Here is an 11,765-nt window from a genome sequence, read left to right as displayed (position 1 = left end):
ACCCACAGGTCAGCGAACCGGGCCGCCCCACGGGCCGAAATCGTAGCCCAAGTCAGGTCCGCGCCTTGCAGGCGTTGGTGTGCAGCTTCCTTTCCTCCACCGCCGCGTTGAGGATCGAGGTCAGCCGGTCGAACAGTAGTTGCTGGTACGTGAGCGAGAGCCCTTCTTCGTCCATCTCACCGAGCCAGGAGCGAACCATCGGAATGTCGATGGCCTTGAGACTGCTCTTGCCGAAGAACGGCACGAGACGCTTGTTCACCTGGTAGCGCAAGTCTCCTGTGTCGCGGCGTCCTGGGACTGCCCGAACCAGCTTTCGACATAGGCCTCGAACTAGAGCTCACCGGATTTTTGGGTCGACGTACTTGCCTTCCAGCAAGCGATTGCATTGTATCCGAGCCCGGATGGGCATATTCGGGCTATTCATTACGCTGTTCGAAGCGGTATTGCGGATCTGTGGGGAATTGACCGACTTTCCGAACGGCATGCAAGCTTCACGCCCCATCTTGGTATTGCGTACGTGGACGCCGACATGTCGGTTGCGGGCGTGCTTGGCGCTCTGGTGGAAGTGGAAGTAAATCCTTTTGTTCTTTTGCTAGACAGCATCAAGCTGATCGAGCTTGAGCGTCGAGATCGCTTGTTTAGGTGGGAGGCGGTCGAGGTTTTTGCAGCTACGCGCATCATGACGTAATCGAAACCGTTAGGCGCTTCTTCAGTTCGAGCGGGGGGCTGAACTTCGCCAGAAGAGAAAGTGGCACCGCCAATGCTTCAGTAAGATCGGCCAAGCTTCTAAATGGGCCGATTCTATGGATTGACGACATTAGTGCCTTCCCGTGCGTCAGCGAGTGCCATTGGGCTTCCCATCGGGCGTTGACATCGCTTGTTACTTCGGCGACGACATGGGTCGAACTTCTCTGTACGTTCTTGCAGTGTTGCAGATTTGACAGTCAGGAAAGAGCGCTGCTTTTCGAGTTTCGTGCTCCTTTCTGGCTCTCCGAATGGAATGCGTGTGTTAAATTCGCGCGAAACGATCTCGGCAATCACGTCACCCTTTAGTTACCCTTTAGTGAGTTTGCCGTTTCGCGCATCGTTTCAACGACCAGATCCCGCTCCACTACTTTGCCGGCGCGCTTAAAGGTCTCAACGATCAGGTCGGGGTCAAGTAGCTCGTTTTCGAGCATGCGCCCGTTCCATATGTGAAGATTTGGATGGGCGGCAATTAGATCGTTTCGGTCTGCCTCTGTGAGGAGGTCTCGATCTCGCAAGCAGATCCACGGTAGTGCGTGTTCAATCACCTCAAGTGACATGCAAGCGCTCATCGCTTGGTTCACGTCGCCCGCGACAACGACTTTGCATCGGCTCATCTCAATGGGGAAGAGTGCACGCAGAACGCTCTCGTCACTTTTTCCCTCAACAATTACGACAGCGTCGCTTTGCAGTAGTGTCGCTGGCGAAACGCCAAGGTCTTCAAGTAGTGCTGTCCTGGTGCCGCTCTGATCTAGTCGTACAAGTTGATTTGTTGCTTCAGCGTCTGGGGGAAGTATCTCCAGAAGTGATCGAGGGGCATCGAAACAATCAGGTTACGTGAGTGGCTTACGGCGATTACCTGTGCGCGTTCAGCCATTTCAGTCATGGTGTCGAATAGCGCCACCTGCAAGCTAGGGTGAAGATGCTGTTCAGGCTCGTCTATGAGAAGAACCCCGCCGCGTGCACTAAGCCTTCGGATGAAGTAGATGAGGTTCAACATCTCCTGCTCCCCGGCGGAAAGCGCGGATACTTCGTGCTTGGCGCCGTGAGGAGTCTCTACTAGGATCTGTCTATCTCTGGCCTCGTCAGATTCTTTCCGGTTGCTGCCGAGAACTTCCCGTTTATGGTGTCATATTCGTTCGATTGGGGGTCGCCACGTCGAACGGCTGTTAGATCCAAGTGGTCGGCTGCCGTCAAGTAGGCGATTGCATCACCTGAGTTGTAGGTGTGACGATACTTGAGGATTCCTTCGGCTGAACTCTTTCGTTCCTGCTCGCGACGTTCGTCGCTAAATATTCCGAGATCGAGATGGCTTGTCATCGAGGCCGACGCGTTTCTGCTCGCTGGCATCAAGTCTGCGAGGCCAAACTTGTATTCCTTCTCGAACCTGGGGTTGCGAAGACAGTTGATTGGAAAGTTTTCGTTGTTGCCGCTGTAGGAGCCTGACCGTTTGTTCCATGACTTCCTTATGGAGGCGGTGGCGGGAATCTCTCTAGGAGACTCTCCTGTTGCCCTCCTCCAGTGGGTAATCGCTTCACGCTCTTCCTCGGTGAGAGATCTCCACCTCAACGCTTGTAGAGTCTCCCCATGGTCCGACGACGGTTTCGTTGCCGGAAACGTAACGCGACCAAGTGAAGGGTCTTGCCGGTGCCGTTCTTCCCGCTGATGACTACCACGGGCTCATGGTCCAGACCATCCATAGCGACATGCTTGATGCCTTGTAGTTCACGATCTCCAGTCGCTTGATCCTCACCATGGCTCCCTGTAATGCCCAGCGAAAGACGTACATGTTAGATCAAGGCCGCGCTTCTTGGTGTTACTCCGGGCTGGCAACTCGCCGAGGACGGCTGCCTGTCGGCTGCCTTGCTGCCGAATTTGGCTTTATGGGATCAAAGCGCCGCCGTCGGCGTCGCGCGCGGGGTCAGTCGCCTACCAGCGTGGCCCGCATCTATCCGGGCACGCCGGGCTTCCAGCTTCGCTGCGCTCGTCGGCACCGGCGCGCGGCCCCGAGGTGGCGCGGCGGCGCGCCGCCGACAGCGGAACCACTCCCACTACTGCCTGATCAGATGTCTCTGCGGAATAGGCCACGAAAGCGCAGCTCAGACGATCTCCGGTCCCGCCGAGGCCCTGGGATCGTTTAACGCCGAGCCTCCGATATCAAGGGCGCCTACGGCGTTGGTACGCGATGGGCCATGGCCCACCCATCGCCATCTGGCTCGCGATGTACTCCTGAGCTGCGCGGGTCGTCGCGCTCGAGTTCTAGGCGAGCGCGACGACTAACGGCTCCGAGGACTCGTCCAGGTAGTCATGGCCGGGGAAGTGGTCGATGTGCAGATGACTCGTCGCGTCCCCGTCGTTCGCGAATCCCCGGACGTTTGCAGCGAGCAGCGTGAGCTGGGCAGAACCTCCTCGGATGGTCAGCTCGTCAGAACCCGCAGCGCAAACGACTGCAATCGGGCCTGAAGCCTGAACGACGTTGAGCCGCGACAGGCACCGACCGTAGGGCGCAGGATCGTCAACACGACCGAGATCCACAGACCCGTGGCCGGAGACCAGCAGGCGGGCCAGGTCGGTCAGTTCCGCGGCGGTACCCCGCAACTCCAGCTCCCGGGTCGTATCGTGTCGCAGAACCTGCATCCCAATCTCCTCCGGCCCGCGGTCAGTCGCCCTGGAACTGCATTGTCAGCGAACGGTCCTCGCCGCACAGCTCCGCCAGGGCGCGGAGGTCGTCGAAAAGAGGGCCCTCCGCACCCACCGCGTCCAGTGCCGCGATGAAGTCGGGCATGTCGATCGAGCCCAGTTCGCGAAAGCCGTACGGGTTGATCCGGTTCAGCAGCGGATGGTCCACCCTCTGGATCAGTTGGGTGAACTGTTCGTACAGGTCCGGGACCACGTAGACCTCCGTCACGCGGTGCCGCGACTCCTTGCGGACGACGTGGACGTCAACGCCCATCGCGGGCCTCGTGCCGCTGCTGCTCTTCAACCTGTTTCGAGGGCATGTTCCGCACTGTAACCAGCGGTCGCCGAGGCGTGATCCCCGGCGACCGGACACGGCTCAACGGCCGCCGCGGGCCATTCGCAGCACGTCCAGGGCCTCGTCCAGCTGCTCCTCGGTCAGCTTCGACGGCACGTGGCCGCGTTCCAGCACGACGGCGCGGATGGTCTTGCGCTCCTTCAGCGACTGCTTGGCGATCGACGCTGCCTCCTCGTAGCCGAGGTAGCGGTTCAGCGGCGTGACGATCGAGGGGGACGACTCGGCGTACTCGCGCATCCGGTCGGCCTGGGGCTCGGCGCCCGCCAGGACCTTGTCCGCCAGGAGCCGGGCCACGGCGGCCAGCAGACGGGACGACTCCAGGACGTTGCGGGCGATGACCGGGAGCATCACGTTCAGCTGGAAGTTGCCCTGGGAGCCGGCGAAGGCGACGGCGGCGTCGTTGCCGATGACCTGGGCCACGACCATCATCGTGGCTTCGGAGATCACCGGGTTGACCTTGCCCGGCATGATCGAGCTGCCGGGCTGGAGGTCGGGCAGGGCCAGTTCGCCCAGGCCCGTGCGGGGGCCAGAGCCGAGCCAGCGCAGGTCGTTGGCGATTTTGAACAACGCCACGGCGCACGCGCGGAGCTGGCCAGAGATCTCGACCACGCCGTCCTGGGTGGCCTGGGCCTCGAAGTGGTCGCGGGCCTCCACCAGGGGGAGGCCGGTCGCGGCGGCCAGTTCCGCGGCCACCGCCGCGCCGAAGCCTTCCGGGGCGTTCAGGCCCGAGCCGACGGCGGTGCCGCCGATCGGCAGTTCGGCCAGGCGCGGCACGGAGGACTGCAGGCGTTCCGCCGAGTAGCGGACCTGGGACGCCCAGGCGCCCGCCTCCTGGCCCAGCGTGACGGGCACGGCGTCCATCAGGTGGGTGCGGCCGGACTTGACCAGGTCGGACCACTCGGCGGCCCTGGAGGACAGCACCTGCTCCAGGTGTTCCAGGGCCGGGATGACGTCCGTGACGACGGCCTCGGTGGCGGCCACGCGCAGCGTCGTGGGGAAGGTGTCGTTGGACGACTGCGAGGCGTTGACGTGGTCGTTCGGGTGGACGTCGCGGCCCAGTGCCCGAGTGGCCAGGGTTGCGATGACCTCGTTGGCGTTCATGTTCGACGACGTGCCCGAACCCGTCTGGAAGACGTCGACCGGGAAGTGGGCGTCCCACTCGCCGGCGGCCACCTCGTCGGCGGCGGAGGCGATGGCCGCGGCGAGGTCGGCGTCGAGGACGCCCAGCCGGGCGTTCACCCGCGCCGCGGCGGCCTTGAGCAGGCCGAGGGCCCTGATCTGGGCGCGTTCCAGGCCTCGACCGGAAATCGGGAAGTTCTCGACCGCGCGTTGGGTTTGGGCGCGCCACAATGCGTCGATCGGCACGCGGACCTCACCCATCGTGTCGTGCTCGACGCGGTACTCCTGTTCAGACATGCTTCCGAGTCTCTATGGTCGATCACAGCACTGCCACCCACCACTGGCAGAAGGGCACCACTCATGGAGCTTGACGTCGACCTCCTCGTCGTGGGCGCCGGCCCCACGGGGTTGTTCGCCGCGTACTACGCAGGCTTCCGGGAACTCAAGGTCGCACTGGTCGACGCACTGCCCGAACCGGGCGGCCAGGTGACGGCGATGTACCCGGAGAAGATGATTTTCGACGTGGCCGGGTTCCCCGCGATCCGCGGGCGTGACCTCGTCAACGGTCTGGTGGAGCAGGCAGGGCAGTACAAGCCGACCTACCTGCTCGGGCGCCAGGCGCGCACGCTGGAGTCCACTGAGGACGGTCTGGTGGTCGGTCTCGCGGACGGCAGCACGATCAGGGCCGGTGCGGTGCTGATCACGGCGGGCATGGGTGAGTTCAACCCGCGGCCGCTGCCCGCGGGCGACGGGTGGCTGGGGCGCGGCATGGTGCACTTCGTGCCGGTGCTCGCCGAGCACGCGGGGCAGCACGTCGTGATCGTGGGCGGCGGCGACTCGGCGTTCGACTGGGCGCTCGCACTGCACCCCATCGCGGCCAGCGTCACGCTGGTGCACCGCAGGGCCAACTTCCGCGCGCACGCCGCGACCGTGCGGCAGGTGCGGGAGCTCGGGGTCGAGATCATCACCGACGCCGAGGTGCTGGAGCTGCGGGGCGAACCTCTGTCCGAAGTGGACGTCAAGGTCAAGGGTGAGGACGTGAAGACGTTGCCCGCGCAGACGGTCGTCGCGGCGCTCGGGTTCACGGCCGACCTCGGACCGATCGAGTCGTGGGGCCTCGAGCTCGACCACCGCGCGGTGGTCGTCGACACCACGATGAAGACCAGGCTCGACCGGGTCTACGCGGCGGGCGACGTCGCGCAGTACCCCGGCAAGGTCAAGCTCATCGCGACCGGGTTCGGGGAGGCGGCGACGGCGGTCAACAACATCGCGGTCGCGCTCAACCCGTCCGCCCACCTCTTTCCCGGGCATTCCAGCAACGCGGGATAGCGGTGCTCGCCGCCAGAACTGGGTCAGGGCGGCGGGAGCGGTGCCGGGTCGTGCTTCGTGATGTTCTGGAAGATGATCGACGTCCGGAAGCCCACGATCTCCTTGCGCGGGGCCAGCCGGTCGACCAGGAACGCGTGCAGGTGCTCGTTGTCCTGAGCGCTCACGTGGATCACGAAGTCGTCGCTGCCTGCCATCACGAACACGGACAGCACCTCGGGTAGCTGAGCCACCGAGTTCTTGAAGGTGTCGATGACGGTCCGGCTCAACGGGCGGACTTGCACCGACACCAGCGCCTGCACGCCGCGGTTCAGCGCGGACGGGGCGATGTCCGCGTGGTAGCCGCGGATCACGCCCCGTTCGCGCAGCAGGCGGGTGCGCTCGAGGCACGTCGACGGCGCCACGCCGACCTTGCGGGCGATGTCGCGGTTCGACTGCCGGGCATCGCGCTGCAGTTCTCGCACGATCGCCGAATCAAGTTCGTCCATCTCGACACCTGGACCTCCCTGCCGAACAACGTTCGGCGCTGCGCCACCGCGACTGTCGATCACCCTAACTTCGAGCCGTCGGGATGGTGGAAGTTCGGGGAGGAACGCTGATGTGGGAACACTAACGGCTCGTCGTCCGCACCGGGAAGAGGTCGGGGATGACCACGATGGTCGCCTTGCACTCGACCGAGGCGGGCGCGGCGGTCGGCGGCTGCCGGATGAAGGCGTACGAGCAGATCACGGACGCGGTCACCGACGTGCTGAGACTGTCGAAGGCCATGACGCTCAAGTGCGCGGCGGCGGGAATACCGCACGGTGGAGGCAAAAGCGTGATCGTCGTCGACCGCCCGCTCACTCCGGAGCTGCGGCGGCAGGTGCTGCTCGACCACGCCGACCTCATCAACGAGTTCGACGGCGCCTACCGCGCGGGGCCGGACGTCGGCACCGGGCCCGACGACATGCTGGTGCTCAGGGAGCTCACCCCGCACGCCTACTGCCTGCCAGAGGAACACGGCGGCACGGGCTCGTCGAGCGGGCCCACGGCACGGGGAGTGCTGGCAGCGCTGAAAGCGGCCTCACGGCACGTCTTCGGGACGGATGACCTGACCAGCAGGAAGGTGGTGATCAGCGGATTCGGCTCAGTGGGAGAGCTGATCGCCAGGTCGCTGCGAGCCGACGTCGTGGTGTCCGATGTGGACGAAAGCAGGCGGACGGACGAGTTCGGCTGGGTGCCTCCCGACCTGGCGTACCGGACCAAGGCCGACGTGCTCATCCCGGCGGCCGTGGGAGGTGTGCTGAGCCAGGAGACCGTCGAACACCTCGACGTCAGGCTGATCGTGGGTCCGGCCAACAACCAGCTCACCGACGACAGCGTCGCCGGTCTGCTCGAGGAAAGAGGCATCGTGTGGGTGCCCGACCACGTCGCGAGCGCCGGCGGAGTGATCTACACCCTCGCGAGGGAGGACGACGGGGCCGACCACGAGACCGCGCTGAAGAGGGTGGACGGCATCGAGGCAACGGTCGGGAAACTCCTCGCTCGTTCCAGCGCCGCGGGCTGATCAGGGCTGGCAGGATCCGCGAGCATGGGGAGACTCGTGGCCGTGCTCGCGGCCTGCCTGCTGCTGGCCGGGTGTTCACCGGCAACGACGAGAGCGGTCCGGCTCGGCGACTCCGGGCTGCCGGAGATCATCGACACCTCCTGCGAGTCGCGCATGCTCACGCTGGTCGAGATCCGGGCGATGAACGCCGACGACGTGCTCGACGAGCGGGACACGGTGATCTGGCGGATCGAGTTCGCGCAACCCAGGCAGCACTACAAGATCACCGTTGGCCAGGTGCCGGAGGGTGCGGAGGAGAAGGTCGCGTGGCAGCCACCCGCCGGTGACCAGCTTCTCGACGTGGGCCTGCAGAACGGAGATCTGCACGAGCCGGGCGACAGCTTCACGCTCGATCAGCTGAAGGACGGAAAGGTCAAGTACCGGTACGAGCTCCTCACCGCCGAGGAGTTCGCCAAGAAAGACCGCAGCTGCTAGCCGGAGCCCGTAGAATGGGCTCAAACGGGTTGTGCGTGTCAGGGGGACGCGCAGCGATACAACCCTTGGGGGCTTGATGATTCACGTTCACTGGGCCGACGTCGTGCCCGGCACGCCGTGGTGGGCGGGGCCGGTCACGCGGGAGAGGCCGCGCATCGTTTACTGGCAGCCGTTGTCCGACCTGGTCGAGCGGCGGGTCAACGCGGAGGTCGACACGTCGGCGTGGGGCCGCGACGTGCTGGTCGAGCTGACCGTGCCGAGCCGGCTGGTTCCGGACATCGCGGTGATGCCGGGGTTTGCCGTGGTGCAGCTGGCGCTGGCCGACGCGCTCAACAGCAGCCGGGACGTCGAGCTGGTCGTGGCCGCGCTGGAGGACGCGGTGCACGCCGCGGTCGAACGAGTCGCGCGGCGGTTGGACGTCACCTACCAGCGGGTCAAGGCGGAGCCGAAGAGTCTTGAGCACCCGCTGCGGCTGAGCACGCTGGCCGGGCGGTTCGGCGGCACGATCGCGCTGGTGTCGCCACGCGCCTCGTCTGACGAGTTCATGGCTTCGCTGCCCGCGGAGGAAGTCCGGTGGGAGGGGCACGAGGGCTGGCGGATCGTCCGGGTCACGAAGGAGTCACCCGGCCGACCTGTGTCCGATGTGGACTTCAGTGCGGTGGACATTCCCGTGGTGCTGGACAACCTGTCCGCCGACGTGGGCAACGCGCTCATCGTCGTCGGCAAGGAGCTCGAACGGCTCACCGGGTGGCTGCCCACCGGCCTCGCCGGGCGCGTGTCCGTGATGGGACGCGACGACGGGTGCTGGTGGGCAGCTGTCGGTTAGGGCAGCACCTGGACCTTCTCGCCGATAGCCAGGTTGTCGTAGAACACCAGTGAGGCGTCGGCGCTCAGCCGGATGCAGCCGTGCGACTGGACGTTGGTGTCACCCTGGTGGAACGCGATACCGGTCGTGGTGAAGTACACCGCGTTCGGCATCGGGCCGTTGTAGGGGACGCTCCAGTCGTTCTTCACCTTGCGCAGTACCGAGAACATGCCCACCGGGGTCTCGTAGCCCGGCTTGCCGTGGCTGATCGGCACCGGGCCGTAGCTCGTCTTGCCGTTGTACACCAGCCATGCGGTGTTGGAGTGCTTCTCCAGGCACGCTCCGTTGTAGACGGTGCACCCCGCCTGCGCCTGCGCGGGGACCGCGAAACCGAGGATCAGGAGCACCGTCGCGATGAGAACTCGCATCTCACATCACCCCTCAGTAGTGGAGTAGCCACTACTGGGTGATCTGAATCATCCAATTATGGAAGAACCTGAACTTGTTCGCCTACGAACAGGTTGTCGTAGAACACCTGTGAGGCTTCCCAGGTCAGCCGCACGCAGCCGTGGGACTGGGCGTTCAGGTCGCCCTGGTGGAACGCCACGCCGTCGTAGGTGAAGTACACGGCGTTGGGCATCGGGCCGTTGTACGGGATGCTCCAGTCGTTCTTCACCTTGCGCAGCACGGAGAACATGCCCACCGGCGTGGCATGCCCCGGCTTGCCGTGGCTGATCGGGACCGGGCCGTAGCTCGTGACACCGTTGGTGACGAGCCAGGCCCGGTTCGAGTGCTTCTCCACGCATGCTCCGTTGTGCACAGTACAGCCGGAGGCCTGCGCGGGAGCCGCAAAGCTGAGCAGTAGAAGAGCCGTGGCGGCCAGGGTTCTCATGGTTGGTCATCATGAGACCACCTGGACCGTCTCGCCAATCGAGAGGTTCTGGAAGTAGAACTTCGCTGCCTGCGGGTCCAGGTGGATGCAGCCGTGCGACGGCACGGTCAGCGAGCCCTCGTGGAAGGCGATGCCGCTCTCGGTGAAGTACGTCGACCACGGCATGGCCGCGTTGTACGGGCGGCTCCACTCGTCCTTCACCTTGCGCAGCACCGGGAACTTGCCGACCGCGGTCTCGTAGCCCTTGCGGCCGCTGGTGATCGGCACGGGGCCGTAGACGATCTTGTCGCCGCGCACGATCCACGACTGGTTGGTGGAGAGCTTGATGCACGCGCCGTCGCTGATGTCGCACGGCGTCGGCTTCACGACCGGCGCGGGAGGCGGTGGCGGCGGAGGGGGAGGCGTCTCCGAGGAGGGTGCAGAAGAGGAAGACGAGGGCGCGGCGGAGGGCGAAGGTCCAGACGATGACGACGACGAAGGTGGTGGCGCTGTTGGAGTATCCGCGTGTACGGCCCCTTGTGCACACCCCGCAACCGACATCAACGCGACCGCCGCGAGCAGCATCCGCATCGCGCACCCCCTCAGTGATTCATCCTTTGCCGAAATAGACGACCGGAGGATCACTCAGGTTGCAAAGCGAGGGCCCGCCAGCGCGCTCTTGGGTTCTAGGAGTCGTCGCAACACCCCAGTTCAGGGGAAGCGATGGACTTCAGATCCGGGCAGAGCGCAGGCCTCAAGGGCCATGCAAGCTCGTTGCCGAACGGGCCGAATACTTGCGGCTCGTGCAGCAGGGTGTGAGTGACGAGAAGGCGTGCCGGCTCGTCGGGATCAACCCGAAGACCGGCAGGCGCCTTCGGCGTCCTCGCGGTATCTCTGTGAGGACGACCGCATCCACATCGCCGACCGGCTGCGGGAGAAGGCCACGATCCGGCAGATCGCGACCGAGCTGGGCCGCAGCCCGTCCACGATCAGCCGGGAGATCCGCCGCAACCGCCATCCTGGCAACGGCCAGTACCGGCCCCACGCCGCGCAGGCTCGTGCCGATGCCCGCCGGCCACGGCCCAAGACCCGCAAGCTCGCGGCCGATGCCGAGCTGCATCGCGTCGTGCAGGATCATCTGAGCCGTAAACGCAGTCCCGAGCAGATCGCGGCGATGCTGCGACGGGAGCATCCCGACCGGCCGGAGTGGCACGTGGTCCACGAGACGATCTACCAGGCCCTCTATGTCCAAGGACGTGGCGAGCTGCGCCGTGAACTGGCCCGCGCGTTGCGCACCGGCCGCACCGTGCGCAAACCCCGCCGCCACCCGGACAGGCGCCAAGCGCGGTTCCTCAGCCCGATGGTGATGATCAGCGAACGGCCCGCCGCGGCCGAGGACCGGGCGATCCCCGGCCACTGGGAAGGCGATCTGATCATCGGCAAGGACGGTGCGTCCGCGATCGGCACCCTGGTCGAACGCGCCACCCGCTACGTGATGCTCGTGCACCTGCCGCACGGTCGCACCGCCGAGCAGGTCCGCGACGCCCTGATCGACACCGTGAAGACACTGCCCTCGCACCTCGTCCAGTCCCTGACCTGGGACCAGGGTGCCGAGATGGCCCGGACATGCCGCGTTCAGCCTGGCCACCGACATCCCGGTCTACTTCTGCGACCCGGCCAGTCCCTGGCAACGAGGCTCCAACGAGAACACCAACGGCCTGCTACGCCAGTACTTCCCCCAAGGCACCGACCTCTTCGCCCACAGCGCCGAACACCTCGCGTTCGTCGCCGCCGAACTCAACGACCGCCCACGCAAAACGCTCGGCTGAGACACCCCAGCCGAGCG

The 11,765-nt window shown here is 65.2% G+C and carries 15 protein-coding genes and 2 pseudogenes; 7 read left to right on the top strand and 10 right to left on the bottom strand.

Annotated features, from left to right (window positions below):
* Positions 1 to 52: 52 nt before the first annotated feature.
* Complete coding sequence (locus IEZ09_RS30740) at positions 53 to 271, bottom strand: hypothetical protein (RefSeq protein ID WP_189257287.1); 219 nt, start codon at positions 269 to 271, stop codon at positions 53 to 55.
* Positions 272 to 517: 246 nt separating this feature from the next.
* Here IEZ09_RS30740 and IEZ09_RS30735 point away from each other — a divergent pair, with 246 nt between their 5' ends.
* Positions 518 to 688, top strand: a complete 171-nt coding sequence (locus tag IEZ09_RS30735; protein WP_189257286.1) for a hypothetical protein — start codon at positions 518 to 520, stop codon at positions 686 to 688.
* An 807-nt stretch (positions 689 to 1,495) separates the two neighbouring features.
* Here the strand turns inward: IEZ09_RS30735 and IEZ09_RS30730 are convergent.
* The 5 genes from IEZ09_RS30730 to IEZ09_RS30710 form a co-directional block, all read right to left on the bottom strand.
* Positions 1,496 to 1,810 (bottom strand): AAA family ATPase, encoded by a 315-nt coding sequence (locus tag IEZ09_RS30730; RefSeq protein ID WP_189257297.1) that lies wholly within the window; start codon positions 1,808 to 1,810, stop codon positions 1,496 to 1,498.
* Entirely contained in the window at positions 1,804 to 2,313 is a 510-nt protein-coding gene (locus IEZ09_RS30725; protein WP_189257285.1) for a hypothetical protein, read from the bottom strand. The genes IEZ09_RS30730 and IEZ09_RS30725 overlap by 7 nt, the downstream gene beginning before the upstream one ends.
* Positions 2,314 to 3,003: 690 nt before the next feature.
* Complete coding sequence (locus IEZ09_RS30720) at positions 3,004 to 3,381, bottom strand: Imm32 family immunity protein (protein ID WP_189257284.1); 378 nt, start codon at positions 3,379 to 3,381, stop codon at positions 3,004 to 3,006.
* A 22-nt stretch (positions 3,382 to 3,403) separates the two neighbouring features.
* On the bottom strand, positions 3,404 to 3,697 hold the full coding sequence (locus IEZ09_RS30715; protein WP_189257283.1) for a hypothetical protein: 294 nt from the start codon (positions 3,695 to 3,697) through the stop codon (positions 3,404 to 3,406).
* Between the two features lie 102 nt (positions 3,698 to 3,799).
* Positions 3,800 to 5,194, bottom strand: coding sequence for a class II fumarate hydratase (locus IEZ09_RS30710; RefSeq protein WP_189257282.1), 1,395 nt, complete (start codon positions 5,192 to 5,194; stop codon positions 3,800 to 3,802).
* 63 nt (positions 5,195 to 5,257) lie between these two features.
* Between IEZ09_RS30710 and IEZ09_RS30705 the strand changes: the two genes are divergently transcribed.
* Positions 5,258 to 6,226, top strand: a complete 969-nt coding sequence (locus IEZ09_RS30705) for an NAD(P)/FAD-dependent oxidoreductase (RefSeq protein WP_189257281.1) — start codon at positions 5,258 to 5,260, stop codon at positions 6,224 to 6,226.
* 23 nt (positions 6,227 to 6,249) lie between these two features.
* Here IEZ09_RS30705 and IEZ09_RS30700 read toward each other — a convergent pair whose 3' ends face one another.
* Entirely contained in the window at positions 6,250 to 6,711 is a 462-nt protein-coding gene (locus tag IEZ09_RS30700; RefSeq protein ID WP_189257280.1) for an Lrp/AsnC family transcriptional regulator, read from the bottom strand.
* Between the two features lie 152 nt (positions 6,712 to 6,863).
* Between IEZ09_RS30700 and IEZ09_RS47525 the strand changes: the two are divergent.
* The 4 genes and pseudogenes from IEZ09_RS47525 to IEZ09_RS30685 all read left to right on the top strand — a co-directional run.
* A pseudogene (locus IEZ09_RS47525) lies at positions 6,864 to 7,172 on the top strand (Glu/Leu/Phe/Val dehydrogenase dimerization domain-containing protein); the annotation flags it as partial.
* Positions 7,170 to 7,769, top strand: coding sequence for a Rossmann-fold NAD(P)-binding domain-containing protein (locus tag IEZ09_RS30695; RefSeq protein ID WP_268247657.1), 600 nt, complete (start codon positions 7,170 to 7,172; stop codon positions 7,767 to 7,769). The pseudogene IEZ09_RS47525 and the gene IEZ09_RS30695, both read left to right, overlap by 3 nt.
* Positions 7,770 to 7,793: 24 nt before the next feature.
* On the top strand, positions 7,794 to 8,243 hold the full coding sequence (locus tag IEZ09_RS30690; protein WP_189257278.1) for a hypothetical protein: 450 nt from the start codon (positions 7,794 to 7,796) through the stop codon (positions 8,241 to 8,243).
* A 73-nt stretch (positions 8,244 to 8,316) separates the two neighbouring features.
* Complete coding sequence (locus IEZ09_RS30685; RefSeq protein WP_189257277.1) at positions 8,317 to 9,069, top strand: hypothetical protein; 753 nt, start codon at positions 8,317 to 8,319, stop codon at positions 9,067 to 9,069.
* Here IEZ09_RS30685 and IEZ09_RS30680 read toward each other — a convergent pair.
* From IEZ09_RS30680 to IEZ09_RS30670, 3 genes are all read right to left on the bottom strand, one after another.
* Positions 9,066 to 9,476, bottom strand: coding sequence for a L,D-transpeptidase (locus IEZ09_RS30680; protein ID WP_189257276.1), 411 nt, complete (start codon positions 9,474 to 9,476; stop codon positions 9,066 to 9,068). The two genes, IEZ09_RS30685 and IEZ09_RS30680, sit on opposite strands and share 4 nt — an antisense overlap.
* Before the next feature lie 56 nt (positions 9,477 to 9,532).
* A complete protein-coding gene (locus IEZ09_RS30675) occupies positions 9,533 to 9,850 on the bottom strand; it encodes a L,D-transpeptidase (RefSeq protein ID WP_229813100.1) in 318 nt (105 codons plus the stop codon).
* A gap of 99 nt (positions 9,851 to 9,949) precedes the next feature.
* Entirely contained in the window at positions 9,950 to 10,306 is a 357-nt protein-coding gene (locus tag IEZ09_RS30670) for a L,D-transpeptidase (protein WP_229813099.1), read from the bottom strand.
* Between the two features lie 376 nt (positions 10,307 to 10,682).
* Here IEZ09_RS30670 and IEZ09_RS30665 point away from each other — a divergent pair.
* Positions 10,683 to 11,748: pseudogene (locus IEZ09_RS30665) on the top strand (IS30 family transposase).
* Positions 11,749 to 11,765: the final 17 nt, after the last annotated feature.

Origin of the sequence: Lentzea flava, assembly GCF_014648475.1 — a bacterium.
Taxonomy (GTDB): domain Bacteria; phylum Actinomycetota; class Actinomycetes; order Mycobacteriales; family Pseudonocardiaceae; genus Lentzea; species Lentzea flava.
Note: the sequence above shows the minus strand (reverse complement) of the source record. Positions and strands in the feature narration are given on the sequence as shown.